We start from the raw sequence: 26,933 nt of genomic DNA, 5'->3' as shown, positions 1-26,933 counted from the left end.
ATCTGCATCGTTTCACCGGGAGAGGCAGCGTGCTGCCTCTCCTCCCTCTTTTCGCCCTCCGACCTCGAAGGACAGGGAAATGAGTGACACCACCTCGGCCAAAAAAGGCCAAGATTTTAAACAGGTTCTGGATAAAAGCGACCGGTCTGTCGCCTCGTTTGAGACCTCCCAGAAAAATATCATCGAACGGCTTCAGTCGGCTTTGCATGGCAATCCAACGCTGGTCCCGGTGATCGTTTTGGCCGCCGCCGTTGTTGTGTTCGGCCTGATTGCAGGCGGTAAATTTTTCTCTGCCTTCAACCTGACTTTGATCATGCAGCAGGTGTCGATCATCGGTATCCTCGCCGCCGCGCAATCCCTGATCATCCTCACCGCAGGGATCGACCTGTCGGTTGCGGCGATCATGGTTTTGATGGCGGTGATTGCGGGCAATTTGGCGGTGTATAACGGCGTACCTGCGCCCATCGCGCTCATCGTTGCCTTTGTTGGCGGGACCGTGGCGGGGCTGATCAACGGCTTCTTGGTCACCAAGATCAAATTGCCACCTTTTATCTCCACCTTGGGCACGTGGTCGATCTTTTTCGCGCTCAACCTATGGCTATCAGGTGCGCAATCCATCCGCTCGCAAGACATCGACGCCAATGCGCCTTTGCTGAAATTCTTTGGCCAGACCATCGAAATGGGCGGCGCGCGCATCACCTATGGCTCGATCCTAATGGTGCTGGTCTTTGCGGTGCTATGGTACATGCTCAACAAAACCGCCTGGGGCCGTCATGTTTACGCCGTGGGCGACGACAAAGAGGCGGCGGAATTGGCGGGCATTCGCACCGACCGCACGCTTTTGTCGGTCTATGCGCTTTCCGGTTTCATCTGTGCCGTCGCCGCATGGGCCTCTATCGGTCGGGTTGGGTCTATTTCGCCGCAGGCCTTCTATGAGGGCAACCTGCAATCCATCACCGCCGTTGTGATCGGGGGCATCTCGCTCTTTGGCGGGCGCGGCTCGATCCTTGGCGCTCTGTTTGGCGCGCTCATCGTCGGCGTGTTCCAATCCGGGTTACGTCTGGCCGGTGTGGATGTGCTCTGGCAGGTCTTTGCCATCGGTTGGCTCATCATCATCGCGGTCGCCATCGACCAATGGATCAGAAAGGCTTCGGCATGACACAGTCCAACACTCAGCCCATTCTTTCGGCCAAGGGCCTGACCAAACGCTATGGCCGCGTCACCGCGCTCGACACCTGTGATTTCGAACTCTATCCGGGCGAGATTTTGGCCGTGATCGGGGACAACGGCGCGGGCAAATCCTCCTTGATCAAAGCGCTGTCTGGCGCGGTCAAACCCGATGCGGGTACGATCAAACTGGATGGTGAAGAGATTCATTTCCGCTCGCCGCTTGAGGCCCAGGACGCAGGCATCGCCACGGTCTATCAAACCCTCGCGCTCTCGCCTGCGCTGTCCATCGTCGACAACATGTTCCTAGGGCGCGAGATTCGCAAACCCGGCTTTGCGGGCAAGTTCCTTCGGGCTTTGGATCATGGGGCGATGCGCGATTTCGCCCGTGAAAAACTGTCCGAGCTGGGTCTGATGACGATCCAGAACATCGACCAACAGGTGGAAACCCTGTCGGGGGGGCAACGGCAAGGCGTCGCCGTGGCCCGCGCCGCGGCCTTTGGCTCAAAGGTGATCATTTTGGACGAACCGACAGCGGCTCTTGGCGTCAAGGAAAGCCGCCGGGTGTTGGAGCTCATTCAGGATGTGCGCTCGCGTGGCATTCCGATCATTTTGATCTCGCACAACATGCCGCATGTGTTCGAAGTGGCGGATCGGATTCACATCCACCGCCTTGGTCGCAGGCTTTGCGTGATTGATCCGAAAGAATACACCATGTCGGATGCCGTGGCCTTTATGACCGGGGCAAAAGAGCCACCGGCCGAGGCCGCAGCCGCCTGATGGAGAGCCGCCTGAACGCTTTGGTTGCCAAAATCCGCGCCGCCGCAGACGGGCGGACGCGGCTTTTGGTTGCCGTTGCCGGACCTCCCGGCGCGGGCAAATCGACGCTGGCCGAGGCGTTGGCCGATCAGATCGGACCAGAGGCGCAGGTCATCCCGATGGACGGGTTTCATCGCGACAATGACTGGTTGAGCCAGCACGACCTTCTGGCGCGCAAAGGTGCGCCAGACACCTTTGATGCGGCGGCTTTTTTGAGCCTGATCACACAGTTCGCCACGGGTGACAGCCCGCGCTTTCCGCTGTTTGACCGTACCAAAGATTGCACCGTGCCCGAGGCGGGGGCGCTGTCTGACGCCACGCGTATTCTGCTTATCGAGGGCAATTACCTCTTGCTCGACCGCCCCATTTGGCGCGATCTCGCCCGGTTTTGGGATATGACGGTCTTTATCGACGTGCCAAAGGCGGAGCTTGAACGCCGCCTGATCGCGCGTTGGTTGGATCACGGCTTGGACCCGGATGCGGCGCGCGTGCGGGCGCAGAGCAATGATTTGATCAACGCCGACACAGTGATCACGCAAAGCACGTCCGCCGATTGGACCATATCGAGCGATTAAAGGCGGTTATTACAGGCCGCGCACCGCTTGCGGCAGGTCCGTCCGCCGCCCGCCATTGTCCAAATCCAACGCGCCAAACCAGACCTCGCGCGCGCGCAGCATGGGCAGAGCGCGGACGGTGGTCGCCGCGCTATCAGGCAGTGTCAGCGGCATGTCCCAATGCGCATCGGTGAGGTCACGCCAACAGACGTTCAAATGCACCTCCGAGTGATGAAACAAGTGCCGCAGGGCGCGCGCCGGCAAGGTCGCGGCCAGGTCCAAAGCGGGCATTTGGTGCTTTTCGTCATTCGGCGGCGTATAGGCCACGCCCTTGACCAACGCCTCAAGCAGCAAAGCCTGATGGCGGGCATGATAGCTGACATGGGCGATCACATGCCGTCGGGTCCAGTCGGGGCGCAAGACTGCCCCGTCCAGATCGTTATCCGACAACTCATTGAGTTTGCGGGCAAAATAGGCGGTGCCACGACGCGCCATCAACAGGTCTTCGGCGGGCGCACCGGCGGCGTCATAGCGCGCGCCCTTGCCTTGGCGGGCCTTGAGCGCTGCGCGGGCGACCTGATCGGTCTCGCCAAGCGTCATCAGCTTTGCCCCTCGACTTTCGTGCGCATGAACGACAGCGCTTCCATGATCGGCGCGTCAGAGAACCGGAACAGATCGAATTGGCTCTCCGCTTGCAACGACCATTTGACCCAGCTCGGCACGACGAACATATCGCCGGTTTCAAGTGGGGTGGTCACGCCGTTGAGCACCACCGAACCCTTGCCCTCGAACACTTGGAACACACTCGATCCGACCTCTTGGCGCGGTGCGGTTTCAACGCCTGCGCGCAGACGGTGGAACTCGCAACGGATCGTCGGCATCACATCATTGCCGGTGGTCGGATTGACGTAACGGATCGCGGCATGGCCTTGGGCGACGGTGGCGGGTTGGCCTTCGTCCTCCAACAAAAGCTGCTCGGTCAACGCCCGGTCGGTGAACTCCCAGCGATAGGCCCCGATCGGTGAGGACACGGTGTTTTGCAACTGCGACAGTGGCCGCAGGCCCGGATGACACCAAAGCCGCTCGCCACGCGAAAAATTCGGCGTGGCGTAATCGGTCACCCGGTCGGAGCCGAATTCAAAAAAGCCCACATCCATTTGCTGGCTGAACGGAATATCGAGCCCGTCGATCCATGCCATCGGTTTGTCCGTGTCATTGTGGTGGCCATGGAAATTCCACCCCGGGGTGAGCAACAAATCGCCGCGCGACATCCGCACCGGATCGCCGTTGACCACGGTCCACACGCCTTCGCCCTCGACGACAAAGCGAAACGCATTTTGGCTATGGCGGTGTTCGGGCGCGGTTTCTCGCGGGCCGAGATATTGGATCGCGGCCCACATGGTCGGTGTGACATAGGCGTTGGGCGCAAGGCCTGGATTGGCTAGCCCAAGGGCCCGGCGCTCGCCCCCGCGACCCACCGGCACCAGTTCGCCGGATTTTTCCGCCAAGGGCAGCAGGTTCGACCATTTCCAAACATGCGGCACAGCTTTGGATTTTGGATGGATCGGCATCAGATCGCCAAGCTGGGTCCAAAGCGGGATCAGGCTTTCGGCCTCAAACCCTTTGTAAAGCGCGCGCAATTCTGGCGTGTCGTCGGGCTGCATCGCATGGTCTACACTGTCGTGATCAAGCTGTTCATTCATGGGAACCTCCTTGCGGGTTGGGGACGCTCAGGCTGCGTCCGGCTGTTGGGGCGGGGCCGCCTTGGCAAAGGCGGGGAGTTGGTCGAGGGCGGCATAAATGCGCGCAATCGTCGGCCAGGGATCAAGCGGAATGCCGAAGCGTTTGTTGTTCCAGACCTGCGCGTAAAGGCACACATCCGCCAAAGTGGGCGTGTCGCCGTGGCAATAGGTGCCGGTGTCTGCGCTGTGCGTCAGGGCCGCTTCAAACGCGTCAAAAGTGGTGGTGACCCAATGGGTGAACCAGTCTTTTTGTGCCTCTTCGTCGGCGTCGAATTGATCGCGCAGGCGGAACAGCACCCGCAGATTGTTGAGCGGGTGGATTTCGCAAGCGATCATGTAAGACAGCGCCCGCACCCGCGCCCGCCCGTCGGCATCTTTAGGCAAAAGCGCGGGTTCGGGGTGGGTTTCCTCCAGCCATTCGATGATGGCCAGAGACTGGGTCATAAACGTGCCGTCTTCACGCTCCAAGGTCGGCACCAAGCCTTGCGGGTTTTTCGCCAAATACTCCGGCGTGCGGGTTTCCCCCGTCCGCAGCACATAGGGGATATAGTCAAAATCCACCCCCTTGAGGTTCAACGCGGCACGCAGCCGCGTTGAGGTGGAGGAGCGAAAGAAGTTGTGTAACTTCAATGTCATGGCATTCGGCCTCGCTCAATCTTCTTTGGGGCCAATAGGGGTCTCGATCGACCCTAGGCCCTCAATGGAGACGACACAGACATCACCAGAAACGAGCGGGCCGACGCCTGCGGGCGTGCCGGTCATGATCAAATCGCCGGGGGCCAGCGCAATGGAATGCGACAGGATCGAAATAATCTCTGGCACCGACCAAATCAGTTCATTGAGATCCGCATCCTGTTTCACATCGCCATTGACGGTGAGCGTGATCGCGCCGCTGGACGGGTGGCCGACCTTGGCGACCGGGAACACCGGGCCAATCACGGCAGAGCGGTCAAACGCCTTGCCCCAGTCCCACGGGCGGCCCTGTTCACGGGCTTTGAGTTGCAGATCGCGCCGGGTCAAATCGTTGCCCACCGCATAGCCCCAGACATGGGACAGGCTGTCGGCCTCGGTAATGTTTTTACCGCCGGTGCCGATTGCCACGACCAATTCGGCCTCGTAGTGAAAGTTCTCGGTCTCGGGCGGGTAGGCCACGGTCTCGCCACTGTCCACAACCGCATCCGCCGGTTTGGTAAAGAAAAACGGCGGATCGCGATCCGGGTCTTTGCCCATCTCGCGGGCATGGGCGGCGTAGTTGCGGCCGACGCAGAAAATGCGACGCACGGGGAGGCGCTCGTCGGTGCCCTCAACTGCAATCGTGGCCTGAGGCGCGGGGGGGAAGACATACGTCATCTGATCTGTCCTTTGGTTTTTGGGGAGGTTACTCAGCCGCCAAAGCGGTTTCGTCGAGGCCTGTGGAGCCATAAATCCATGAGAGTTGGTCGTACCATTGTGCGGGGGACATGCCCTTCATCACATGGTTGCGCACGGCCGCTTTGGCGTCATCCGGGTGGTAGATATATTCACCGATCAGGCGGGAATTCATCTGAACCCGGGCGGTGCGCACACGGCGCATATCTTGGTAGCGCTGAAGCGCGTTTTCGACATGATCGCCATAGTTTTCAATGCAATGGGACAAGGCCACCGCGTCTTCCATCGCCATGCAGGCACCTTGGGCAAAATATTGCAGCATCGGATGCGCGGCATCACCCAGCAGAGCCACACGGTTCTCAACCCAGTTGGAAATCGGCTCGCGGTCGCAGAGCACCCAAAGCTTCCAATCGTTGCCATGTTCGATGATCTGACGCGCTTTCGGGTGGATGTGCTCAAAGCCCTGCGCGACTTCTTCTTTCGACACAGGTTTTCCGGCAATCGCCTCTTTGACGTCGCGGTGATAGGTCACCACGAGGTTGAACATTTTCCAGCCCTTGAGCGGGTAATGAACGATGTGGCATTTCGGACCGGCCCACAATGTGGCGGCGTTCCACCGCAGGTCTTCGGGCATTTGTTCGGTCGGGATCACTGAGCGATAGGTGGTGTGGCCGGAAATGCGCGGCTCGCCATCACCGATCATCTGGGCGCGAACCGACGAGCGCAGCCCCTCAGCCCCGATCAAAAACGAGCCTTTGATCGCATCGCGGTCTTTGAGTTTGAGCGTGACCGAGGTGCCGTCTTGGTCGTAGCCTTCGACAACATGGTTGGTGCGGATGTCGATCAGCGGGCTGTCTTCGCAATATTTCAACAACACCCCATGCAAATCGGCGCGGTGGACCACGGCGTAGGGGTTGCCAAAACGCTCGCGAAACGGCGCGTCGAGCGGGATCGAGGTGATGTCTTCGGCGGTTTGCGCGTCCATCAGGCGCAGGGCGTCAATGTAGACGGCCTTGTCGCGTGCCTCGTCACCGATGCCGAGATAGTCAAAGCAATGAAAGGCGTTCGGGCCGATTTGAATGCCCGCGCCAATCTCGCCAAGCGCGGGGGCCTGTTCGACGACGATGGAGCGATGACCTTTGCGGGCGAGGCCACAGGCGGCGGCGAGCCCCCCGATGCCACCACCGGCGATGAGGATAGGAAGATCAGACATGAGATATCTCCTTTTTCGGAACTTAAAGCGTTTCGTGAAAGGCCTGGATCACAGATTTTCGCGAAACGCCGTGCAAGATTTAGATGTTGTGCGCGTTTCGCATCAAACTTGTGTCTCAAGTTTAACGCGAAACGCTTTAGCCGCCGATCAGGCGCGGAATGGTGAGGGTGAGAGCGGGGATCAGGATGATCAGCGCCACACGGATGACTTCAGAGCCAAGGAAGGGCATGACACCGCGAAACACGGTCGACATCGGCGTGTCCTTGGCCAGAGAGGAGATGATGAACACGTTGAGACCGACAGGCGGCGTGATCAGTCCAAGCTCGACCACGATCAGCGCCAGAATGCCGAACCAGATTTTCAAATCCTCGATGTCCATGCCAAAGGCGGCATCGGCGGCACTGACATATTCGCCGCCATTGAGGGCAATCAGGGTTGGCCAAAAGAACGGCACGACGACAAGGATCATCGCCAGGCTTTCCATGAAACAGCCAAGAATCACGAAGGCGATCAACATGATGACCAGCACCAACATCGGGTCCAAGCCAGAGGTCGCGGCCCAGTCAGACAGAGCTTGCGGCAGGCCGGATCGGGTGAAAAAGCCCTTGAGCACTTCGGCGCCAAACAGGATCAGATAGATCATGCCGGAGGTGATCGCCGTCGCCTGAACCGCGCGTCTGAGGCCTTTGAGGTTCAGCCCCTCGCCGGTCAGTGCCCGCAAAACAAAGCCATAAGCGGCGATCATGAACACGCCAATGGAGGCGGCGGGGGTGGGGGTAAACAGGCCAAACCCCAGCCCCAAAATGATTGCGCCGAAAATGGCGATGACCGGGAACAGGCGTTTGAGCGCGATGTTGCGTTCGTCGCGTGGCATCGGGCGCGGTTCGGGGGCCAGGGACGGGTTGATCCGCACCTGAATGGCAACCACGAGGATAAAGGACAGCACCGCCAAAAGGCCGGGGAGGACCGCGGCTTGGAACATTTTGAGGATCGAGCCCTCAACGATGATCGCATAGATCACCAGCGCGACAGAGGGCGGAATGAGAATGCCCAACGTGCCGCCTGCCGCCAAGGCGCCCGCTGACAAACGATCCGCGTAGCCGAGTTTTTTCAACTCCGGCAGGGCGACTTTGCCCATGGTCGCGGCCGTCGCCAAGGATGATCCGCAGACCGCGCCAAAGCCCCCACAGGCCGCAATCGCCGCCATGGCCACGCCGCCGCGCAGACGCGACAGCAACGCCTCCAAGCCTTTGAACAAATCAGAGGACAGCCGCGCTTCGGCGGCGATATAGCCCATGAGCACGAAAAGAGGCACGACCGAGAGGTCATAATTGGCCACGTTTTCCCAAAGCAAAGACTTGAACTGGCGAATATAGGGCACAAACCGCACATATGGCACAGACAGAGACAGCGCATAGGTGCCGCCGACGCCGACCAAGATCATTGCGATGCCCACAGGCATCCGCAGCATCAAAAGGGCGAACAGGACAACAAGGCCGACCACGCCGATGGTGATGGGATCAAGCATAGCGGGCATCTCCGAAAATTTGGCTCACAGAGACGATGGCCCAAAGGATCATCGAGGCGATGCCGGGGATATAAAACGGCCAGATCGGCCAGCCGAGCACCCCGGCCACCGCTGCGTCCGAGCGCGATTCCAGCAAGCCGTTGATCATCCAATAGGCCAAAAACAACGCCACAGCGGCGGTGAGGATCAGCCACATGTGATCCAGCACACGTTTGACCACCATCGGCGCGTTGGCGACGAAAAGGTCGACCGCGACATGGCCCCGCGAGGCCTGCGTGTAAGGGAAAAACATCAAGGCCGCGCCGGAAATGGCGAGTTGAACAAAGTCTTCATAGCCGGGCAGGCCAGAGACATTGACGCCAACGGGCGCAAGGATGCGGTCGAGGATGAATGCGCCGGTGTTGGTGGTGGTGACCATGACGATGACAAAGAGGATCACGCCTCCAAGCATCGCAAAGATGTCAGCCAGACGCGTCACATGAGCGTGCATAGCAGGCCTCCCGGTTGGGTGGTGGTGGGGTCGGTAGCGGGGGTGTTGGGTGAACCAGCGCCCCCGCTTAGGTTGGGTTTATTGGGCTTCGGCTTTGGCCACTGCGGCACGGGCCGCGTCGACAAGCGCCGCGCCATCAATGCCTTTGCTGGAGACTTCGTCGATCCAGCGGGTCACGACAGTGTCATTGGCGGCGTCAAATTTCGCACCCTCTTCGGCAGAGAACACGGTGCGGGTCACGCCCGCCGCGTCCAAGGCGGCAATGCCTTCGACTTCGAAATCTTCCCACATCTGGCCGATTTCTGCGGCGACATTGACCGTGGAGTTGGCGTCGATCACCGCCTTAAGATCATCCGGCAGCGCGTCATAGGCGTCTTGGTTCATCGCCACCATGAAGACGGCGGTGCCAAATCGGTCGCCATTGGGCAATTCGGCGGTGTATTTTTCAAGTTCCTGCAATTTCAACGCCGGTACGATTTCATAGGTGGTCAGGGCACCGTCGATCACGCCTTTGGCCATGGATTCCGGCACGGCGGGGACGGGCAGGCTGACGGGTTCTGCGCCCATGGCCTCAATCGTCCAGGCGCCAGAACGACCCGGCGTGCGCAGTTTCATGCCCGCGACGTCTTCGAATGTGGTGATCGGTGTGCTGGCGGAATGGATCAGGTTGCCGTCATTGGCGTGCAAAAACAGCACGTGGATGTCCTTGAAATCCTCGGCCAACAGATCAAGCGAGGCATTGAGCGCGATGGTGGTGTCGCGGGCGGAGCCTTTGTGAACGCGAGGCAATTCAAACACCTCGGTGCGCGGGAATACCCCCGGCGTGTAGCCCAAGAGGGTCCAAACGATGTCGGCGGTGCCGTCGCGGACCTGACCGTACAACTCGCTGGGTTTGCCACCCATTGACATGGCCGGATAGATTTCAATGTCGATGCGACCGTCGCTTTCGGCTTCTATGGTCTGGGCCCAAGGTTCCAACATCACCTTATGGGCATTGGCCACCGGCGGCAGGAAATGGTGCATGATCAGCGTGACGTCCTGCGCCATGGCGGTGGTGGCCGACAGGATCGCGGCGGCCGTGAGTGTGCCGAGAATTTTGGCTTTAGAAAACATATGAGCTCCTCCGAATTTTATCTGGGCGCACTCCCGTTGCGCAGATAGTGGGTATACTTACTATTGATCTGGGTCAAGTCTGTAAGCATACTTATTATTGACCTGCCTCAAGTCCCGTGGGCTATGGAGGAGGCATATGGTGGCAAAAATAATGATAAGAGGGCCGATGAAACTTGAGATCCACAACATGGCAGGACATTTGATTCGCCGACTGAATCAGATCTCGATGTCGATCTTTAATGAGCGGATGCGGGCCACGGGCCATGCGCTGACCTCGGTGCAATTCGCCGCGATGAATGCGCTGCACGCCAAACCCGGTCTGGATCAGGCCAGCCTTGCCGGGGTGATCGCCTATGACCGGGCGACCATCGGCGGCGTGGTGGATCGCTTGGAGGGCAAGGGGTTGGTCAAACGGATCGTGAATGAACGCGACCGCCGCGCCCGCACGATCACGCTGACGCCCGAGGGGGAGCAGATTTTGCAAGAGTTGATCCCGGTGGTGAAGCGGTTTCAGGATGAGATCCTATTGGGGCTGAACGAAGCGGAGCGGGCGGAGTTTTTGCGGCTTGCTGCCAAGGTTGCGGATGCCGGCAATCACCTCAGCCGCGCGCCACTGATTCTTGATCGAAAGCCCTGATCTGATTTTTCTGCGCTGCCGCGTCTTGTCTGTTTTAAGGCCGAAGAAACCACACAGCCTGCGTGCCGTGTGGTTTTTTATTTGCCTTTTCAAATCGCGCTGCAGGGACGTCTCTCATGCTGCATCTGCGAGATAGATCACTCCATTAATTGTTCATTGACATAACAATTAAATCTTCGCATGGTTTGCTCAAATGGGAGGAGATCACATGAAGATCGAAGGGCATGTCGCCGTTGTGACGGGTGCGGCCAGTGGGCTTGGCCTTGCCACCGCCAAACGGCTCGCGGCGCTGGGCGCGAAAGTGGTCGTGTTGGACCTGTCAAAAGAGGCCGCCGAACATGCCGCCGCCGAGATCGGTGGTGTGGGATTTGGCGTTGATGTCAGCGATGCCGCCGCCGTTGAGGCCGCGTTTGCCAAGATCGAGGATACCATTGGCACCCCGCGCGTCACCGTATCCTGCGCCGGGATCGGCACCGCCGCGCGTATCCTGCCGCGCAATGGCAGCCTGACGATTGACGCCTTTGCCAAGGCGCTGAACGTCAATCTTTTGGGCACTTATGCGGTGATGAACATCGCCGCGCGGGCCATGGCCAAAGCCGACCCGCTGGACGACGACGGCACCCGCGGCGTGATCATCAACACCTCTTCTGTCGCCTTTGAAGACGGTCAAATCGGCCAAGCGGCCTATTCCGCCTCCAAAGGTGGGGTGGCCTCGATGACCTTGCCCGCCGCGCGTGAACTCGCGCGTTTCGGCATTCGGGTCATGGCGATTGCACCGGGCTTGTTTGAAACCGCGATGAGCGCGGGCCTGCCCGAGGACATCAAAGCCGACATTCTCAAATCCGTGCCGTTCCCCTCGCGCATGGGCCATGCGGAAGAATATGCGCAGCTTGTGCAGTCGATTGTGGAGAACCCGATGCTCAACGGCACGGTGATCCGACTGGATGCCGCCGCGCGTATGCCGATCAAATAACTGAATAAAAAGAAGAAAATAAAATGACAGCTGATACAGAGATCCTGAAGGTCGAGATTGAGGGCACCATCGCCACGCTGACGATGAACCGCCCGGCCAAACGCAATGCCATGTGCGACGCGCTTTTGGACGCGATCGACGCGTTCTTTTCTCGCCCGCCAGAGGGCGTGCGCGTGGTGATCCTGACCGGGACGGCGGGGCATTATTGTTCGGGCCTTGATCTCTCTGAACATGTTGCCCGCGATGCCGAAGGCACGATGCGCCATTCGCGCAATTGGCACGGCGTCATGGACAAAATTCAATTCTCCGGCCTGCCGGTGATCTCCGCCATGTTTGGCGCGGTGATCGGCGGTGGCTTGGAATTGGCGGCGTCGACCCATGTGCGCATTGCCGAACCTTCGACGATGTTTCAACTGCCCGAAGGGATGCGCGGCATCTTTGTGGGCGGTGGCGCGAGCGTTCGGATCGGGCGCATTCTTGGGGCCGACCGGATGTGTGAAATGATGCTGACCGGGCGCAAATATAACGCAATTGAGGGGCTTGATCTCGGGCTGGCGCATTATGCGGTGGGCGAGGGCGAGGCGATGGATTTGGCGCGCAAACTGGCGACCAAAATTGCCAAAAACGCCACCCTGTCGAATTACATGATGATTCAGGCGATCAGCCGGATTTCCGACATGTCCAAATCCGATGGTCTGTTCATGGAAAGCATGTGTGCGGCGGTGTCGCAGACCAGTGAAGATGCCGGGGAGGGCCTGAAAGCTTTTCTCGAAAAGCGCGCTCCGGTCTTTCGGTAACGCGCGGTGAGGGGCCTTGCGCGGAGGAGCGCGGGGCCGCTGCAAGAGGATCAAGGCTCGGGCGAGGGGCCAAATGTCATCAATGGGAGGAACCAATATGACGACTATGACACGCCGGATGGCGATGACGACACTGGGGGCGGCTTTGGCCACACCCGCATTCCTGAAAAAAGCCCATGCCGCAGAGGTGACCCTGCGCGTGCACCATTTCCTGCCGGGCGTCGCCCCGATGCAGACGCGGTTCTTTGACGTCTGGGCCCAGGAAATCTCTGAGGCCTCGGGTGGCGCGATCGAGATGCAAATGTTCCCGTCGATGCAGCTTGGCGGCAAACCACCCCAGCTCGCCGATCAGGCCCGCCAAGGCATCTGTGACATTGCATGGACCCTGCCGGTCTATACGCCGGACCGGTTCCCGGTGGCCGAAACCATGGCGATGCCCTTTATGGTGACCAATGCCGAAAAGACATCGGTGGCGATGCACACACTGATGGAAGAATTCGGTCAAAACGAATACAAAGGCATGAAACCTTTGGCCTTCCACACCCATGATGGTGGCAAAATTCACACCCGTGGTCAGATCGTCTCCTCCGCCGAGGACATCAAAGGTCTGAAACTGCGCGCACCGAACCAAGCGACCGGCGAAATGCTGGCCCTGATGGGCGCGGAGACGGTGTTTTTCCCGGTGACCGAAATGGTCGTGGGGCTCTCAAACGGCGTGATTGATGGCTGTTGCCTGCCCTATGAGGTGGTGCCGGCGTTCAAGCTGCAAGAACTGACCAAAGTGACCAACGAACCCGAAGCGGGCGGGCGCGGCATCTATGCCAACACCTTTGCCCTCGTGATGAACGAGCGCAAATATGAAGGCCTGTCCGATGATCTGCGCGCGGTGATCGACGCCCATTCCGGTGCCGATCTGTCGCGTCGTCTGGGCGCGCAATTCGATGAATTCGAGGCCTTTGGCAAATCCGTTGTCGAAAAACAGGGCAATGAAATTCACACCATCGCGGCCTCTGAAATCGATACATGGCGTGAGATGGCGGCCCCGATTTATGACACATGGATCGGCAAGCTCAATGACGCAGGCCATGATGGCGCGGCGATTGTGGCGCGGGCCAACGCCCTGTTGGACGCGGGGTAACCCATGGCCGAGCGGCTCCCAAATGAGACGGAACAGGCGCCGCATGGCCGCGTGTTCCTGATCCTGCAACGGGTCTGCCTTGGCGCGGCTGGCGTGGGCGGGGCGGTGATTTTTGCCGCCTCGATCACGGTCGCCGCCTCGGTGATCATGCGTAACCTTGGCCTTGGCGGTATTCGTGGCGATTTCGAACTGGTCGAATTGGCCTGTGCCGCCTGCGCCTCGCTGTTTTTGCCTCTGTGCCAATTCAACAAAGGCCATGTCATGGTCGATCTTTTCACCCTTTGGCTTTCGCCTTTGACCCAACGCCGCATGGATGGGGTTTGGACATTGCTCTTCGCGTTCGGCTGGGCCTTTTTGGCGTGGCGTTTGTCGGTGGGGCTTGGTGAAATGCACGAGTATGGCGACCGCACCATGTTGCTGCGCGCGCCTGTTTGGTGGGTCTATCTGCCCGCCCTGTTCGGCACTGCGCTGTCGGCCGTTGTCGCATTTTTGCAAAGCCTGCCAATGTTGAGCCACGCTTTTCGTGCCATGGAGGTCCGCTGATGGAACCGCTGACAATCGCGATCATCATGGTCATTGTGCTGCTGATCCTGATCTTTGCCCGGATGCCGATTGCTTTGGCGATGGGGATGGTGGGGGCCGTGGGCTATATGGTGCTCGCTTCGCCCTATGCGCTCATGGCCTATTTCAACACCGCCTGGGTCGACAAATTCATGTCCTATGAGTTGGCCATCGTGCCGCTCTTTATCCTCATGGGTCATCTTGCGACCCGCTCGGGCATTTCCGCCTCGATCTTTGCCGCCTCCAATGCCTGGATCGGGCATTTGCGTGGTGGTTTGGCGATGGCATCGGTTGCGGGCTGTGCGATGTTCGGGTCCATCTCGGGGTCGTCCTTGGCCACCGCCTCGACCATGGCGCGGGTGGCTTTGCCGGAGATGCGCAAAAACGGCTACTCCGGTGCTTTGGCGTCCGGGTCCTTGGCGGCGGGCGGCACATTGGGCATCCTGATCCCGCCCTCCGTCGTGCTGATCATCTATGCACTCTTGACCGAACAGAACATCGTCAAACTGTTCTTGGCGGCGACCATTCCGGGCATTTTGGCGGTCATTGGCTTTTTCATCGCCATCGCCATTTACGTCCGTCTGTTTCCGAACGAAGGGCCGACCCACGCGCCCGCCGATATGAAAACCCGGTTTAAGGCACTGCGCGACATTTGGCATGTGGTGGCAATTTTTGTCGTGGTTTTGGGCGGCATCTATGGCGGCTTCTTTACACCGGCCGAAGGTGCATCCGTGGGCGTCGTCCTGATGCTGGTCGCGGGTCTGTTCACCGGCGGGCTGACGCCGAAAACGATCCTCGATTGCCTGATCGACACCGCCGGATCGACCGCGATGATCTTTGCCATCGTTTACGGCGCCGATATTTTTAACGTCGCTTTGGCGCTCTCGCGGATGCCGTCTGATGTGGCCGCGTTTTTCTCCGCTGCGGATGTCGCGCCCATCGTGGTGCTGTTGGGCATCATCGCCTTTTATCTGGTGATGGGCTGTTTGATGGACAGCCTGTCGATGATCCTTTTGACCGTGCCGGTGTTTTTCCCAACGATCATGGCGCTGGACTTCGGCCTCATGCCGGAACAACAAGCGATGTGGTTTGGCATCATCTCTTTGGTGGTGGTCGAAATGGGGCTGATCACGCCGCCGGTGGGGATGAACCTGTTCGTCATCTCGTCGATGGCCAAAGACATCCCGACCAGCCAGATTTTCCGGGGCACCACGCCCTTTATCATCGCCGAGTTCTTCCGGATCGCCATTCTGGTGAGCTTCCCGGTTCTGAGCTATTGGTTGGTCGATATCGTGGCCAATTGATCGGGAGAGAGACGTGAAAAAAGAGTGTGCCGCCAAAGAGATCACCGACGAGAACCTGCGTCAGTTCGTGGGCTATAATATGAAACGCGCCTTTCTCAACGTGCGTGCGGATTTGGCCGATACATTGGAGCCGCTCGGGCTGCGCATGACCTCGTTTTCGGCTTTGGCGGTGATCATCGAAAATCCTGACATTTCCCAAAGCCGCCTCGCCGAGGCGCTTCGTATCGAACGCTCCGGCGTGGTGGTTTTGGTCGATGAACTGGAAAGCGCCGATTTGATTTCGCGCGGACGGGTTGAGGGGGATCGACGCCAATACGCCCTGCGCGCGACCAAGGCCGGAATGGCAAAATGGAAAGAGGCAGAGACCGCCGTCAATGCACATGAGGCGGCGATGTTTTCAAAGCTCACAGAGGCGGAAGTGACTGTTCTCAAAGAGCTGTTGCGCCGGGTCAGACGCCCGGAGGCATGATCGGATACCGGCCCTCAATAAGGGCCAAGGGAGGAAATGATGAAAGATCAAACCACGGGGCTCACGCTGGTTGGGCATTCTGTTCGGCTGGAAAAACGTGACGATACGAGCCTGATTTTGACCTCTGACGTGCCGCTCGACTCGGTCGTGGCGCACACGGGCGTGTGGTTGGAAAAATGGGCCGCAGAAACACCTGATACGGTGTTTTTGGCCGAACGCGACGGGGCAGGGTGGCGCGAACTGGGCTATGGTGAGGTGTTCGCGCGTGTCAAGGCCATCGCCGCCTCGCTGGCCGCCCGCGGGTTGGGACAAGACACGCCGATCCTGATCATGTCCGGCAACTCGGTTGATCACGCCTTGCTCTCCTTTGGCGCGCAATGGGCCGGGGTGCCGACCGTGCCTTTGGCCGAACAATATTCGCTCATTGAGGAAGCCCATTTCCGCCTGCAATACGCGATCAAAAAGACCAAACCGAAACTGGCCTTTGTCGATGACGCCGCCCGCTACGGCAAAGCCATCGCCCTTGCCGATCTCGACGGGATCGAAATTGTCGCCTCCAACACCGAAGGCGCGCCGCGTCCGGTTACGGCCTTTGCCGACCTGCTCAAAGGCGACGCTTCTGTTGATCTTGACGCGGTCCATGCCAAGGTCGGTCCCGACACTTTGGCCAAAATCCTCTTCACGTCGGGGTCAAGCTCTGACCCCAAAGGCGTGATGACGACCCAGCGGATGATGTGTGCCAATCAGGCCCAAATGGCCTCGGTCCTGCCATTCATGAAAGAGCGCCCGCAGCGCATCGTTGATTGGCTGCCGTGGAACCACGTTTTCGGCGGCTCGCATAACGTCAATATGATGCTGATGCACGGCGGGTCTTTCTACATCGACAATGGCAAGCCAACCAAGGCGCTGTTTCAGCATACCATTGATAACGTAACGGAAAAATCCTGTACTGCGGCGTTCAACGTGCCGGTGGGCTTTGCCATGCTGGTGCATGAGATGGAGCACAATCAAGCCCTCAAAGAGGCCTATTTCAAAGACCTCGACATGCTGTTCTATGCCGGGGCCTCCCTGCCACAAGATGTTTGGACGCGACTCGAAGAGATGGCCATCGAAGTGCGGGGCAAGCTGCCGCTGATGATCTCAAGCTGGGGCCTGACCGAAACCGCCCCCGCCAACGTCATGGTGCATGAACCGATCGGTCGCTCGGGCGTCATCGGCGTGGCCTTGCCCGGCGTTGAGGTCAAACTCATCCCCGATGCCGACATGCGCTGTGAAATCCGGGTCAAAGGCCCGAATGTCATGCCCGGCTATCTCAACGATCCCGATAAAACCGCCGAGGCCTTTGATGACGAGGGCTTTTTCATCACCGGCGATGCGGTCAAGTTTCTCGATCCCGTGGATATGAACCGCGGACTGGTGTTTGATGGTCGTGTGTCCGAGGATTTCAAACTCTTGACCGGCACTTGGGTGCAGGCGGGCAAGCTGCGGCTTGACGCTTTGGAAGCGTTGCGTGGGTTGGTGATGGATGTGGTCGTTTGTGGTCACGATCGTGGCGAAATTGGTCTGATGGTCTTCCCGCGCCCCGATCATGTTCATGGTGACAACAGCTCTGAAGGTGCCGTGATTGACGAGCATCTTCAGGCCGAAATTCACCATGTGTTGCGCAAAATGGCCCGCGCCGCCTCCGGCTCCGCCAAACGCATCGCGCGTGCCATCATTTTGGCCGAACCGCCCTCGGTCAAAGACGGCGAGATCACCGACAAAGGGTCACTGAATACCCGCAAAATTATCACCCGTCGTGCCGCGCTTTTGGAGCGGATGTATGACAATGAAGACCCCGCATTGATCCGGGTGTAAGGAGCTGAAAATGGTAGATTTTACCTCTGTCCGCGCGATTGATTTTCACACCCATGCCGAAGAGGCCTGTGGCTGTCATGATGACGATGGCTATGATGACCTTCAGGCCTCGATGGCGTCCTATTTTGGCGCGCCGTGGTCGCATCCGCCGACCATTGATCAAACCGCCGCGCATTACCGCGAGATGAACATCGCTGCGGTGATTTTCCCAGTCGATGCCGAGCGCGAAACCGGCTACCGCCGTTACAACAATTACGAGGTCGCCGCGGCCGCCGCCAAACATGAGGACATCCTCATTCCCTTCGCCTCTATTGATCCGGCCAAGGGCAAACTGGGCGCGCGTGAGGCCCGCGATTTGGTCGAAAATCACGGCGTTCAGGGCTTTAAATTTCACCCGACGATGCAGGGATTCTACCCCAATGATCGCAATGCCTACACGCTGTATGAGGCCATCGCCGAGTCTGGCAAACCGGCGCTGTTTCACACCGGTCAAACCGGCGTTGGATCGGGGATGCCGGGCGGCAATGGGATGCGGCTAAAATATTCAAATCCCATGTATATTGACGACGTGGCGGTGGATTTTCCCGACATGCCAATCATCCTCGCCCACCCGTCGTTCCCCTGGCAAGAAGAGGCTTTGTCGGTGGCAACGCATAAGCCGAATGTTTACATCGACCTGTCCGGTTGGTCGCCGAAATATTTCCCGCCAATCCTCGTGCGCTATGCCAACACGATGCTGAAGGAAAAGATGCTCTTTGGCTCCGACTGGCCGATGATCGCGCCGGAAAAATGGTTGGCGGCGTTTGAAAAAGCCGAGTTCCGCGACGAGGTCCGCCCGTTGATTTTGAAAGACAACGCGATGCGGCTTTTGGGGGTGGCTGAATGACCCCGTTTCAGGCCCCTCTTGAGGATATTCTCTTTTGTTTGAAAGAGGTTGCAGGCGCAGATCGCCTGCCCGATTGGGATGATGAGTTGGCCGAGGGCATCCTGTCGCATTTTGCCAGTTTCGCCGAGGGCGTGATCGCGCCCTTGGACGAGCCGGGCGATGCGCGGGGCTGTGCCTTGGTGGAGGGCCGCGTCACCATGCCGGACGGGTTCAAAGACGCCTTTGCTCAACTCGCTGACGGCGGCTGGCAGGGCCTCACAGCCCCCGAAGCCTTCGGCGGCATGGCGCAAAGCGCGGTGATCGCGGCGGGTGTGTCCGAGATGTTTTCGGGCGCAAACCACGCGTTGCAAATGGTCTGTAACCTCGTGCCCGGTGCCATTTCGACGCTGATGAAATTCGGCACTGAGGCGCAGCAACACACTTGGATCCCGCGACTGGTGTCAGGTGAGGTGCTCTCCACCATGTGTCTGACCGAACCGGGGGCGGGCTCCGATCTCTCTCGTATCCGCACCAAAGCCACCCGTGAAGGCGATTTTTGGCGGGTCGAGGGGGAGAAAATTTTCATCTCCGGCGGCGATCAAGACATGTCGGAGGGGATTTTGCACCTCGTTTTGGCCCGCACCGGCGCGCCGGACGAGGGGATCAAAGGCCTGTCTCTGTTTCTCTGTGGCTCTGACATCGACGGCACTCGCAATGCGGTCACCGTGACCCGGATCGAGGAAAAACTCGGCCTTCATGCCTCGCCCACCTGCCAATTGGCCTTTGATGGCGCGCGTGCCGAATTGATCGGCCCAGAGGGCGGCGGGCTGATGGCGATGTTTACCATGATGAACCACGCCCGTCTGGATGTGGCGCTGCAAGGTGTCGCCCACGCCAGCCGTGCCCACCAGATCGCGGAAACCTACGCCCGCGAACGCAAACAAGGCCGCAAGCCGGACGGCACAGACGCGGTGTTGGCCGATCACCCGGACGTGCGCCGGATGCTCGATACCCAGAAATCACTGGCCCTTGGCGCCCGCGCCATGACCTATCTGACCATGGTGGAACTTGCTCTGGGCGAAAATCGTGCGCTGGTCGATTTCCTCACGCCGATCTGCAAAGTGTTCTGTACCGATGCCGGGATTGTGTCGGCGGATTTGGGCATGCAGGTGCTGGGCGGCTATGGCTACCTGACGGAATATCGCGTGTCGCAGACCTGGCGTGATGCCCGCATCACTTCGATCTACGAGGGCGCGAATGGCATTCATGCCATCTCCACCGCCACGCGGGGCCTGCGTGCGCCTGAGGGGCCCGATGCGTTCGCTGCGCTGATTGAACGGCTTGCGGGCGGGGATGCGGCGTGTTTGGCGCTTTTGTCTGATTGGCAAGGAGAACGTGCGGCAATGTCCAAAGAGACCTTTGAGAAAGCCCATGATTTCATGACCTTAACTTCTGAACTTTTGTTTCAAGCCCTCTGGTGTAAACTCGCATCTACGGGCGATGCGGAGCTGATCCGCCTGTCCAAACGCGTGGCACGCCGTCCTTTGCCGGTGCGTCTGCCTTTGGCGGTTTAACCGGCCTCTCCCGCGACCCGGGCGCGGTATCTGGTGGGGGTTTCCCCCATGCGCGCCCGGAAGCGGCGGGAGAAATACGGCGGGTCAAAATAGCCCAAACGATAGCCCACTTCGGCCACGGACAGCCGCGTGAAGGCCAGGAGGCGGCAGGCCTCGGTCATCACGGTTGTTTCCAAAAATTGCGACAGGCTCGCTCCGGTCTGATGTTTGACAATCCGGTTCAAATGCCCCGTGGTCATATGCAGCGCGGTTGCAAACTCGCTTGGTCCCCATCCCTCATTCAGATGATCGGAAATCAGTGCTTCAAGCCGTTGCATTTGCTGGGTCGGGGCGTGATTTGGCGGCGCGCCCTCATCACTTTCCTCGGCCAGTGTCACCAGCAGGGCGTTTGAGAGGGCAATCAAGCGCTGTGTGCGAAATGTACCAGTATACGCATACGATTGTGCAATCGCATTGAGCAATTGCGTGCCCGCAGTGCCCAATGGACCGTGATGGGGCGTGTTCAGCCACGCGGTAAGGGCCGGCGTGCGGGGGCCCACGCGTTGCACCACTGGGGACGGGAGGGAAAGGACCAAACCTTCGGTGCCCTTTTGAAAGGAAAACCCATGCACGATTTTTGTCGGAATATATAGGAATTCTCCGCTTTTAAGGGCTTTTTCTTCGCCATCCAAGGTCGCGCGGGCGTGACCCTGTTCGATGTGGAAAATCTGGGTCATTTGATGGTGGCGGTGCGGCGAGATCACCCAATCATGCAATCCCGCCCGGTCAAACACCCGTTCGCAATGCACCACATCGGGAAAGGCGCTGGTTTCGCCAAAGAGGTTGAAGGCGGGGATGATGTTTGTGTCACTCATGCCTGAATAATACCATTCATTGCCGACCCCGTCCATTCTGGTGAGGGCGGGATGGCACTAATGTCATTCCTAAGAAAAGGGAGAGACGCATATGAAAACCCAAGTCGCCATTATCGGCGGAGGCCCATCTGGCCTCTTGCTGTCACAACTGTTGAACAAAGCGGGAGTCGAGACCGTCGTTTTGGAACGCTCCACCCGCGCGCATGTCCTGTCGCGCATCCGTGCCGGTATTTTGGAATGGGGCACGGTCGAACTTTTGAACGAGGCGGGCGTCGGCGCGCGTATGGCGCAAGAGGGCATCCCGCATGACGGTTGTTACCTCACCGACGACGAGTTGATGGTCCATATCGACTTTAAGGAGCTGACCGGAAAACAGGTCATGGTCTACGGTCAGACCGAGGTCACCACCGACCTTTACAATGCCCAAGACGCCATCGGCACCACCGTGATCCACGGCGTCGAAGATGTGTCGATCCACGATCTTGATCAAGCCACGTCCTATGTCGAATTCACCCATGAGGGTGCGCGCAAGCGGCTTGAGTGTCTTTATGTGGCGGGTTGTGATGGTTTTCACGGCGTGTCGCGCAGAACCATCCCCGAGGAAAAACGCAGCGAGTTCGAACGCGTCTATCCCTTTGGTTGGCTTGGGATATTGTCCGAAACCCCGCCCGTTCATGACGAGTTGATTTATTCCAATTCGCGCCACGGCTTTGCGCTTGCCTCGATGCGCAACGAAAATCTGGTGCGCTATTATGTGCAGGTGCCGCTGTCGGATAAGGTCGAAGATTGGTCGGATCAGCGGTTTTGGGACGAATTCTCCCGGCGTATTCCCTCTGACGCGGCCGCACGTTTGATCACTGGCCCGTCGATCGAAAAATCCATCGCGCCGCTGCGCAGTTTCGTGGCAGAACCTTTGCGTTGGGGCAATATGTTCCTTGTTGGGGATGCTGCACATATCGTGCCACCGACCGGGGCAAAAGGGCTTAATCTTGCGGCTTCTGATGTTTATTACTTGTACAAAGCGCTCATTGACGCGGTGAAGGGCGGCTCCAAGACGGGCATCGACGAATACTCTGCCCGCGCCTTGGAGCGGATCTGGAAAGCCATGCGTTTTAGTTGGCAAATGACCACGATGTTGCACCGGTTTGATGGCGAAGATGCCTTTGCTGAACAGATGCGCAAGGCCACGCTCACTCATCTCGCAACCTCGGAAACCGCGCGGCGCGATTTGGCGGAAAACTACATCGGCTTGCCGTTTTAACGCGTGCCGATCCGGTCAACATTTTTGATCAAGGTGATGGCCATGGCGAGAGACCGCCCCGTGGCCATCATCATTTGCGGCAGGACCATCCATTCCAGTGACCATGCCGCGCCCGAGCGTTCCTGTTCGTGGATCATGGCGTGATGCATGGCTGAGACCTGCGTGGCGTTGAACCGCGCGAGGGTGACGAGAAGCTCGGCCGCGACGGGGTTTTGTTTATGCGGCATGGCTGATGAGCCGCCGCTACCCGAAAGGGCAATCTCTTCAATGCCTTGTTGCGACATAAGGGCAATGTCTTGGCCGATTTTACCAAGGCTTCCGGTGATGAGGGAGAGGAAAGAGGCGTAGCCTGTGAGGCCATGCCGCATGCTGTGCCATGCCTTGTCTGTGGGCGCGAGACCAAGGGTTTTTGCGACCTCAGCGACAACCAGATCGGCCTGATCCCCAAGCGCCTTGCGGTCGCCCGAGGCGCCGCCGATTTGCACTTTTTCAACATCGGTGCGCTTTTGATCGAGCGTTTTGAGGTGATCCGCAAGCGGCAACCGCCAGCTCAAAACCCGATCCCACACGGTGATCTCGGTGGCTGCCTGCATTCGGGTACGACCCATCAAGGGCGTATCGCCAAACCGGTCTTCCAGCGCTTTCAATGCGGTTTCCAACGCCATCAATCGCCCGGCAATCAAAAAGGACGCCTCGCGGAGGCAGAGCACCAAAGCCGTGTCGACCACGTCTTGCGAGGTCGCGCCTTTGTGCAGAGCTGCGGCGGGGGCGATGGTTTTGAGTTGCGCAATCAGGCGCGGGATGGGCACGCCGTCTTGCGCCATGCCCTCGGCAATATCGGCAAAGTCGATTGTCGCGCGTTCAATCGCGCGCGCGGCTTCTTCCGCCAGCGCCGGATCAAATATGCCCGCTGTGCCACAGGCGCGCGACCATGCGGCTTCGAATGCCAACATATGCGCCATCTGCCGCTCAGGCGACAGGATCGCGGCCATCTCAGAATCGCCAAACAGACCGGACAACCACGGGTGATCAAAAACAGAGCTGCTCATCGAATTGTCCTTGTTTACGGCGAAAGGGGCGGTGGTTTCCGCCCCTTATAGTTTGAATTGTGCAAAAGTTACAGGTCGAGAAACACTGTCTCACCGGCGCCCTGAAGGCGAATGTCAAAGCGATATGTGCCCTCGGCGGTCTTTTTTGCGATCAATGTGTCCACGCGCGGGCGCTGTTCGATCCGGTTCAACAGCGGGTCATTGGCATTGTCCTCATCCTCGAAATAAATTCGGGTGTTGAGACCAATGTTGATCCCGCGCGCCACCACCCAAAGGGAGATATGCGGCGCGCTTGTGACGCCGCCCCGGCCCGTATAAACGCCGGGTTTCACGGTGCGCAGCGTAAATTCGCCGGTCTCGGCATCGGCGGCAAACCGGCAATGTCCGGTAAAGGCCGGATCAGCACCTTCAGTTCCCGGAAACACGCCAGCCGCATCGCATTGCCAGGACTCAATAAGCGCATCGCGCATCGCCCAGCCGGTGCCATCAAACACCGAACCGACAATCTCGATGACTTCGCCTTGGGCTTTGCTCTCGTCCAAAAAAGGCGTCGTGGCGATTTCTTCGTCGTAATAGCCGCCATTGCCCGCGTAGGTCGGCATCAAGCCGATGTGGACATAGGGGCCCGCCGTCTGAGAGGCGGTTTCAATCAATGTGTCAAGTTTCTGGACCATCTTACATGCCCTCCAGCTTGTTCTCGAACATGGTCTGGCGGCGACCGCGCAGCACGATGTCAAATTTATAGGCGAGGAAATCGAGCGGACGCGATTTCGAGAAATCCAGCGGCGCGACCAGACGATCCAGCGAGCTGCGGTCTTTGATTGTCGCCGCAATCGGGCAGTGATTGATCAAAGGATCGCCCTCAAAATACATTTGGGTGATCAGGCGCTGGCCGAAGCTGTGGCCATAGACCGAAATATGGATGTGCATCGGCCGCCAATCATTGGCGCGGTTCGGCCAAGGGTAGGCACCGGGGCGCACAGTCAGGAACTCATAATATCCGTTTTCATCGGTAATGGTCCGACCGCAGCCGCCAAAATTCGGATCAAGCGGGGCGAAATAGCTGTCTTTTTTATGACGATAGCGCCCGCCTGCGTTGGCTTGCCAAATTTCGATCAATGTGTTCGGCACAGGGCGACCCATTTCGTCCAAAACCCGACCATGCATGAGGATGCGTTCGCCCACAGCCGGAGCCGCGCCCTTGGTCCAGTTCAGGATCAGGTTGTTGTCCAAAGCGCCGAGTTTGTTATGGCCGAACGTCGGGCCGGTTTCCTCGGACGGGCTGCTTTCCATCGACAAAAGCGGCAGGTTGGGCGAGCGCGACACGCTCGTCTTATAATCCGGGTCATACGGCACCGGATGGATCGCGCGATTGCGCGGGATCAAGGGACCCATATCAGTCATTTCCACTCTCCTCCATTTCGGCAAAGGTCTGCTTGGCCAATTTCAGCGCGTGATTTGCCTTTGGCACACCCGCGTAAATCGCCACATGTTGCAGCGCCTCCGCCACATCCTCTTTCGATGCGCCCGTGCGCGCGGTGGCGCGGATATGCATCGGAATTTCCTCAAAATTTCCGGTCGCGGCCAAAAGCGCGATGGTCAACATCGACCGCTCCCGACGCGAGATTTTGTCCGACGACCACACCGTGCCCCAGGCGCCCTCGGTGATCAGCGTTTGAAACGGCAGGTCAAATTCGGATTTCGCAGCCTCGGCGCGGTCGACATGGGCATCGCCCAAGACCTCGCGGCGGGTTTTCATCCCCTGATCGAATGTCTTGCTCATGCGGTGATCCTTTCGACAAATCGGACAAGTGCCTCAGCAAAGGCATTGGGTGTTTCAATTGCGGGCAGGTGCCCGGTGGTGTCGAACATCATGAAATCGGCGCGGGGCAGGGCGCGCGCGAGGGCCTCGACCACGGGCGCGGGCGTGGCCAGATCGTGCTTGCCAGCGATGACCAGCGCGGGTTGGGTGATTTCGCCGAGGCGCTCGGTGATGTCGGTGCCCGCAATCGCGGCGCAGGTGGCAATGTAGCCGTCCTGATCGGTGCGCGCGAGCATGGTGCGCCAAAGTGCTGCATCGGGGTGGGTTAGGAAATCCGGCCCGAACCACCGCGGCAAAATCCCCTCGGCCATCGCGGCCATGCCAGTGCTGCGAATGGCCTCGATGCGCGACAACCAACCCTCAGCCGGGCCCAGTTGCGGCGCGGTGTTGGACAGAACCAGACCGATCACCCGCTCAGGCGCCATCAGCGCGATATGTTGCGCAATCAGCCCGCCGATGGAACAGCCGACGATCACAGCGCGCTCAATCCCGGCGTGGTCCATCGCGGCCAAAACGTCTTTGGCCAAATCGGGAATGCCATAGCCCTCGGGCGCTGTCTCGGACAGGCCATGGCCGCGTTTGTCCATCCGTAGCGTGGCCCACTCCTTTGGTAGGCGCGCGCAAACCGCGTCCCACATCCGCAGGTCGGTGCCCAAAGAGTTCAGGAACACCAAAGCGGTTCCCTCGCCCTCTGTCTGGCTCAAATGCTGTGTGCCCCAAGGGCGGGTGAATGCGTGCATGTGATCCTCCTTGCTTTAGATTGCCATAATATTTTCATTGGAAAAAATACAATATCATGCAAAAAGCATAACCAAATGAATATACCTAACGGTCTCAAACTCCGCCACCTCGAAGCCTTCCTCTCCGTTGCTGAGGCGGGCACGATCTCTGCTGCGGCGCGGGTGCGCAATGTCTCGCAACCGGCGCTCTCGAAAACCGTGTCGGAACTTGAGGCGCAGCTTGGCACGGAGTTGTTTGAACGCACAGGGCGGCGCGCGATCCTCACCCCCGGTGGCGAGGCGTTTCGCCGTCATGCTATTGCTGCCCTGCAAAGCCTTGAGGCCGGGTGTCGGGTGCTCAGTGGCCCGTCGCATCGCGATCTCGTCAAGGTTGGCGTCCTGCCCACGGTTGCGGGTGGATTTTTTCCCTCGGTCGCTTTGGAATTTCACGATCTGCGGCCAGAGGCGCGCATTGGCGTGATGACCGGCCCCAATCGCTACCTGATCGACATGCTGCGGTCGGGTAAAATTGATCTGATGATTGGGCGCATGCCGGGGTCCAAGGACATGCCCGGCCTGTCCTTTGAATATCTCTATGATGAGCCGATTGAATTGGTCGCACGCGCCGGTCATCCGGCCTTGGGTCGTGATCCGGTTCAGGCGCTTTCGACCTATCCGCTGATCCTGCCCAATCCCGGCGCGATCATCCGGGCCACGGTCGATCAATATCTCTCTGCAATGGGGCTGTCGGCGCTGCGTCCGGTGTTTGAAACCGTGGCTTTGCCGGTGGCGCTGACGTTGTTGGAGCACTCGGATATGCTGTGGTTCATCTCGCGCGGCGTGGTGGCGCGGGAATTGGCGGCGGGCACATTGGGGACGCTTGATATGAAGGCCGATTACATGTCCGGCGCGGTCGGTTTGACGCGCAAATTCGCCTTTGGTCAAAACACCCCTGCCGATCTTTTGGCGAGCTTGCTTCATCGGCGGGCAGAACAGATGTCCGCCCGCTGATCTTCGATCTTACACGGCCTCCAACGCGATCGCGATGCCTTGGCCGAC

Annotated in this window: 29 protein-coding genes; 15 read left to right on the top strand and 14 right to left on the bottom strand. The window is 59.1% G+C overall.

Features of this window, described 5'->3' with window-relative positions; translation table 11 throughout:
* The first annotated feature begins 79 nt into the window (after positions 1-79).
* Genes B30_RS19185 through B30_RS19175 form a run of 3 tightly spaced genes read left to right on the top strand, consistent with a single transcriptional unit; the run spans position 80 to position 2,561 of the window.
* Complete coding sequence (locus B30_RS19185) at positions 80-1,159, top strand: ABC transporter permease (RefSeq protein WP_009573855.1); 1,080 nt, start codon at positions 80-82, stop codon at positions 1,157-1,159.
* Positions 1,156-1,947: an ATP-binding cassette domain-containing protein gene (locus B30_RS19180; protein WP_009573854.1), complete on the top strand. Its 792-nt coding sequence runs from the start codon at positions 1,156-1,158 to the stop codon at positions 1,945-1,947. The genes B30_RS19185 and B30_RS19180 overlap by 4 nt, the downstream gene beginning before the upstream one ends.
* Entirely contained in the window at positions 1,947-2,561 is a 615-nt protein-coding gene (locus B30_RS19175; protein WP_009573853.1) for an AAA family ATPase, read from the top strand. Before B30_RS19180 ends, B30_RS19175 begins: the two co-directional genes overlap by 1 nt.
* A gap of 9 nt (positions 2,562-2,570) precedes the next feature.
* Here the strand turns inward: B30_RS19175 and B30_RS19170 are convergent, their stop codons facing one another.
* The 8 genes from B30_RS19170 to B30_RS19135 all read right to left on the bottom strand — a co-directional run bounded on the left by B30_RS19170 (position 2,571) and on the right by B30_RS19135 (position 9,994).
* Complete coding sequence (locus B30_RS19170; protein ID WP_009573852.1) at positions 2,571-3,140, bottom strand: maleylpyruvate isomerase N-terminal domain-containing protein; 570 nt, start codon at positions 3,138-3,140, stop codon at positions 2,571-2,573.
* Positions 3,140-4,243 (bottom strand): cupin domain-containing protein, encoded by a 1,104-nt coding sequence (locus B30_RS19165; RefSeq protein ID WP_009573851.1) that lies wholly within the window; start codon positions 4,241-4,243, stop codon positions 3,140-3,142. The genes B30_RS19170 and B30_RS19165 overlap by 1 nt, the downstream gene beginning before the upstream one ends.
* Before the next feature lie 27 nt (positions 4,244-4,270).
* On the bottom strand, positions 4,271-4,918 hold the full coding sequence (maiA, locus tag B30_RS19160) for a maleylacetoacetate isomerase (RefSeq protein ID WP_009573850.1): 648 nt from the start codon (positions 4,916-4,918) through the stop codon (positions 4,271-4,273).
* Positions 4,919-4,933: 15 nt separating this feature from the next.
* Positions 4,934-5,632: a fumarylacetoacetate hydrolase family protein gene (locus B30_RS19155; protein ID WP_009573849.1), complete on the bottom strand. Its 699-nt coding sequence runs from the start codon at positions 5,630-5,632 to the stop codon at positions 4,934-4,936.
* A 28-nt stretch (positions 5,633-5,660) separates the two neighbouring features.
* Positions 5,661-6,863: a 3-hydroxybenzoate 6-monooxygenase gene (locus B30_RS19150; protein ID WP_009573848.1), complete on the bottom strand. Its 1,203-nt coding sequence runs from the start codon at positions 6,861-6,863 to the stop codon at positions 5,661-5,663.
* Between the two features lie 136 nt (positions 6,864-6,999).
* Positions 7,000-8,391: a TRAP transporter large permease gene (locus tag B30_RS19145; RefSeq protein WP_009573847.1), complete on the bottom strand. Its 1,392-nt coding sequence runs from the start codon at positions 8,389-8,391 to the stop codon at positions 7,000-7,002.
* Positions 8,384-8,881, bottom strand: coding sequence for a TRAP transporter small permease (locus B30_RS19140; protein WP_009573846.1), 498 nt, complete (start codon positions 8,879-8,881; stop codon positions 8,384-8,386). The genes B30_RS19145 and B30_RS19140 overlap by 8 nt, the downstream gene beginning before the upstream one ends.
* Positions 8,882-8,959: 78 nt before the next feature.
* Positions 8,960-9,994, bottom strand: coding sequence for a TRAP transporter substrate-binding protein (locus tag B30_RS19135; protein WP_009573845.1), 1,035 nt, complete (start codon positions 9,992-9,994; stop codon positions 8,960-8,962).
* Between the two features lie 166 nt (positions 9,995-10,160).
* Here B30_RS19135 and B30_RS19130 point away from each other — a divergent pair, with 166 nt between their 5' ends.
* The 10 genes from B30_RS19130 (at position 10,161) to B30_RS19085 (ending at position 20,169) form a co-directional block, all read left to right on the top strand.
* A complete protein-coding gene (locus tag B30_RS19130; protein WP_009573844.1) occupies positions 10,161-10,631 on the top strand; it encodes a MarR family winged helix-turn-helix transcriptional regulator in 471 nt (156 codons plus the stop codon).
* Between the two features lie 208 nt (positions 10,632-10,839).
* Positions 10,840-11,604, top strand: a complete 765-nt coding sequence (locus tag B30_RS19125) for an SDR family NAD(P)-dependent oxidoreductase (RefSeq protein ID WP_009573843.1) — start codon at positions 10,840-10,842, stop codon at positions 11,602-11,604.
* 23 nt (positions 11,605-11,627) lie between these two features.
* The gene (locus tag B30_RS19120) at positions 11,628-12,401 is read left to right on the top strand and encodes a crotonase/enoyl-CoA hydratase family protein (RefSeq protein WP_009573842.1); all 774 of its coding nucleotides are present in this window, start codon (positions 11,628-11,630) and stop codon (positions 12,399-12,401) included.
* A 97-nt stretch (positions 12,402-12,498) separates the two neighbouring features.
* Entirely contained in the window at positions 12,499-13,539 is a 1,041-nt protein-coding gene (locus B30_RS19115; protein ID WP_100220156.1) for a TRAP transporter substrate-binding protein, read from the top strand.
* A 3-nt stretch (positions 13,540-13,542) separates the two neighbouring features.
* Positions 13,543-14,082 carry a TRAP transporter small permease gene (locus tag B30_RS19110; RefSeq protein WP_009573840.1) on the top strand — a complete coding sequence of 180 codons (540 nt, stop codon included), beginning with the start codon at positions 13,543-13,545 and terminating at the stop codon, positions 14,080-14,082.
* Positions 14,082-15,404 carry a TRAP transporter large permease gene (locus B30_RS19105; protein WP_009573839.1) on the top strand — a complete coding sequence of 441 codons (1,323 nt, stop codon included), beginning with the start codon at positions 14,082-14,084 and terminating at the stop codon, positions 15,402-15,404. Before B30_RS19110 ends, B30_RS19105 begins: the two co-directional genes overlap by 1 nt.
* Before the next feature lie 13 nt (positions 15,405-15,417).
* Complete coding sequence (locus tag B30_RS19100; RefSeq protein ID WP_009573838.1) at positions 15,418-15,873, top strand: MarR family winged helix-turn-helix transcriptional regulator; 456 nt, start codon at positions 15,418-15,420, stop codon at positions 15,871-15,873.
* Between the two features lie 39 nt (positions 15,874-15,912).
* Entirely contained in the window at positions 15,913-17,730 is a 1,818-nt protein-coding gene (locus B30_RS19095) for a feruloyl-CoA synthase (RefSeq protein WP_009573837.1), read from the top strand.
* 10 nt (positions 17,731-17,740) lie between these two features.
* Positions 17,741-18,616, top strand: a complete 876-nt coding sequence (locus tag B30_RS19090; RefSeq protein ID WP_009573836.1) for a 4-hydroxyphenyl-beta-ketoacyl-CoA hydrolase — start codon at positions 17,741-17,743, stop codon at positions 18,614-18,616.
* Positions 18,613-20,169: an acyl-CoA dehydrogenase family protein gene (locus B30_RS19085; protein WP_009573835.1), complete on the top strand. Its 1,557-nt coding sequence runs from the start codon at positions 18,613-18,615 to the stop codon at positions 20,167-20,169. The genes B30_RS19090 and B30_RS19085 overlap by 4 nt, the downstream gene beginning before the upstream one ends.
* Here B30_RS19085 and B30_RS19080 read toward each other — a convergent pair.
* Positions 20,166-21,023 carry a helix-turn-helix domain-containing protein gene (locus B30_RS19080; protein ID WP_009573834.1) on the bottom strand — a complete coding sequence of 286 codons (858 nt, stop codon included), beginning with the start codon at positions 21,021-21,023 and terminating at the stop codon, positions 20,166-20,168. The genes B30_RS19085 and B30_RS19080 overlap by 4 nt on opposite strands.
* A gap of 91 nt (positions 21,024-21,114) precedes the next feature.
* On the opposite strand from B30_RS19080, the gene pobA reads away from it, so the two are divergent.
* A complete protein-coding gene (gene pobA / locus B30_RS19075) occupies positions 21,115-22,284 on the top strand; it encodes a 4-hydroxybenzoate 3-monooxygenase (protein ID WP_009573833.1) in 1,170 nt (389 codons plus the stop codon).
* Here pobA and B30_RS19070 read toward each other — a convergent pair.
* From B30_RS19070 to pcaD, 5 genes are all read right to left on the bottom strand, one after another.
* Positions 22,281-23,333, bottom strand: coding sequence for a 3-carboxy-cis,cis-muconate cycloisomerase (locus B30_RS19070; RefSeq protein WP_009573832.1), 1,053 nt, complete (start codon positions 23,331-23,333; stop codon positions 22,281-22,283). The genes pobA and B30_RS19070 overlap by 4 nt on opposite strands.
* Positions 23,334-23,401: 68 nt before the next feature.
* Positions 23,402-24,007: a protocatechuate 3,4-dioxygenase subunit alpha gene (gene pcaG, locus B30_RS19065; RefSeq protein ID WP_009573831.1), complete on the bottom strand. Its 606-nt coding sequence runs from the start codon at positions 24,005-24,007 to the stop codon at positions 23,402-23,404.
* A gap of 1 nt (position 24,008) precedes the next feature.
* Positions 24,009-24,737, bottom strand: a complete 729-nt coding sequence (pcaH, locus tag B30_RS19060; protein WP_009573830.1) for a protocatechuate 3,4-dioxygenase subunit beta — start codon at positions 24,735-24,737, stop codon at positions 24,009-24,011.
* Positions 24,730-25,116 (bottom strand): 4-carboxymuconolactone decarboxylase, encoded by a 387-nt coding sequence (gene pcaC / locus B30_RS19055; RefSeq protein ID WP_009573829.1) that lies wholly within the window; start codon positions 25,114-25,116, stop codon positions 24,730-24,732. The genes pcaH and pcaC overlap by 8 nt, the downstream gene beginning before the upstream one ends.
* On the bottom strand, positions 25,113-25,895 hold the full coding sequence (pcaD, locus tag B30_RS19050; protein WP_009573828.1) for a 3-oxoadipate enol-lactonase: 783 nt from the start codon (positions 25,893-25,895) through the stop codon (positions 25,113-25,115). Before pcaD ends, pcaC begins: the two co-directional genes overlap by 4 nt.
* Positions 25,896-25,970: 75 nt before the next feature.
* On the opposite strand from pcaD, the gene B30_RS19045 reads away from it, so the two are divergent.
* Positions 25,971-26,885 (top strand): LysR substrate-binding domain-containing protein, encoded by a 915-nt coding sequence (locus tag B30_RS19045; protein WP_009573827.1) that lies wholly within the window; start codon positions 25,971-25,973, stop codon positions 26,883-26,885.
* Positions 26,886-26,933: the final 48 nt, after the last annotated feature.

This window comes from Celeribacter baekdonensis B30, assembly GCF_000299875.1.
GTDB classification, from domain to species: domain Bacteria; phylum Pseudomonadota; class Alphaproteobacteria; order Rhodobacterales; family Rhodobacteraceae; genus Celeribacter; species Celeribacter baekdonensis_A.
This window is presented reverse-complemented; position numbering and strand designations above follow the sequence as displayed.

Excerpts from the sequence above, each read along its gene's own strand:
- pobA (WP_009573833.1), top strand. The coding sequence starts at position 21,115 with ATGAAAACCCAAGTCGCCATTATCGGCGGAGGCCCATCTGGCCTCTTG.
- B30_RS19125 (WP_009573843.1), top strand. The coding sequence starts at position 10,840 with ATGAAGATCGAAGGGCATGTCGCCGTTGTGACGGGTGCGGCCAGTGGG.
- B30_RS19085 (WP_009573835.1), top strand. The coding sequence starts at position 18,613 with ATGACCCCGTTTCAGGCCCCTCTTGAGGATATTCTCTTTTGTTTGAAA.
- B30_RS19045 (WP_009573827.1), top strand. The coding sequence starts at position 25,971 with ATGAATATACCTAACGGTCTCAAACTCCGCCACCTCGAAGCCTTCCTC.
- B30_RS19105 (WP_009573839.1), top strand. The coding sequence starts at position 14,082 with ATGGAACCGCTGACAATCGCGATCATCATGGTCATTGTGCTGCTGATC.
- B30_RS19130 (WP_009573844.1), top strand. The coding sequence starts at position 10,161 with ATGAAACTTGAGATCCACAACATGGCAGGACATTTGATTCGCCGACTG.
- B30_RS19155 (WP_009573849.1), bottom strand. The coding sequence starts at position 5,632 with ATGACGTATGTCTTCCCCCCCGCGCCTCAGGCCACGATTGCAGTTGAG.
- B30_RS19175 (WP_009573853.1), top strand. The coding sequence starts at position 1,947 with ATGGAGAGCCGCCTGAACGCTTTGGTTGCCAAAATCCGCGCCGCCGCA.
- B30_RS19145 (WP_009573847.1), bottom strand. The coding sequence starts at position 8,391 with ATGCTTGATCCCATCACCATCGGCGTGGTCGGCCTTGTTGTCCTGTTC.
- B30_RS19150 (WP_009573848.1), bottom strand. The coding sequence starts at position 6,863 with ATGTCTGATCTTCCTATCCTCATCGCCGGTGGTGGCATCGGGGGGCTC.
- maiA (WP_009573850.1), bottom strand. The coding sequence starts at position 4,918 with ATGACATTGAAGTTACACAACTTCTTTCGCTCCTCCACCTCAACGCGG.
- B30_RS19120 (WP_009573842.1), top strand. The coding sequence starts at position 11,628 with ATGACAGCTGATACAGAGATCCTGAAGGTCGAGATTGAGGGCACCATC.
- B30_RS19140 (WP_009573846.1), bottom strand. The coding sequence starts at position 8,881 with ATGCACGCTCATGTGACGCGTCTGGCTGACATCTTTGCGATGCTTGGA.
- B30_RS19180 (WP_009573854.1), top strand. The coding sequence starts at position 1,156 with ATGACACAGTCCAACACTCAGCCCATTCTTTCGGCCAAGGGCCTGACC.
- B30_RS19115 (WP_100220156.1), top strand. The coding sequence starts at position 12,499 with ATGACGACTATGACACGCCGGATGGCGATGACGACACTGGGGGCGGCT.
- B30_RS19095 (WP_009573837.1), top strand. The coding sequence starts at position 15,913 with ATGAAAGATCAAACCACGGGGCTCACGCTGGTTGGGCATTCTGTTCGG.
- pcaC (WP_009573829.1), bottom strand. The coding sequence starts at position 25,116 with ATGAGCAAGACATTCGATCAGGGGATGAAAACCCGCCGCGAGGTCTTG.
- pcaG (WP_009573831.1), bottom strand. The coding sequence starts at position 24,007 with ATGGTCCAGAAACTTGACACATTGATTGAAACCGCCTCTCAGACGGCG.
- B30_RS19080 (WP_009573834.1), bottom strand. The coding sequence starts at position 21,023 with ATGAGTGACACAAACATCATCCCCGCCTTCAACCTCTTTGGCGAAACC.
- B30_RS19165 (WP_009573851.1), bottom strand. The coding sequence starts at position 4,243 with ATGAATGAACAGCTTGATCACGACAGTGTAGACCATGCGATGCAGCCC.
- pcaD (WP_009573828.1), bottom strand. The coding sequence starts at position 25,895 with ATGCACGCATTCACCCGCCCTTGGGGCACACAGCATTTGAGCCAGACA.
- B30_RS19135 (WP_009573845.1), bottom strand. The coding sequence starts at position 9,994 with ATGTTTTCTAAAGCCAAAATTCTCGGCACACTCACGGCCGCCGCGATC.
- B30_RS19070 (WP_009573832.1), bottom strand. The coding sequence starts at position 23,333 with ATGAGCAGCTCTGTTTTTGATCACCCGTGGTTGTCCGGTCTGTTTGGC.
- B30_RS19110 (WP_009573840.1), top strand. The coding sequence starts at position 13,543 with ATGGCCGAGCGGCTCCCAAATGAGACGGAACAGGCGCCGCATGGCCGC.
- B30_RS19170 (WP_009573852.1), bottom strand. The coding sequence starts at position 3,140 with ATGACGCTTGGCGAGACCGATCAGGTCGCCCGCGCAGCGCTCAAGGCC.
- B30_RS19185 (WP_009573855.1), top strand. The coding sequence starts at position 80 with ATGAGTGACACCACCTCGGCCAAAAAAGGCCAAGATTTTAAACAGGTT.
- pcaH (WP_009573830.1), bottom strand. The coding sequence starts at position 24,737 with ATGACTGATATGGGTCCCTTGATCCCGCGCAATCGCGCGATCCATCCG.
- B30_RS19090 (WP_009573836.1), top strand. The coding sequence starts at position 17,741 with ATGGTAGATTTTACCTCTGTCCGCGCGATTGATTTTCACACCCATGCC.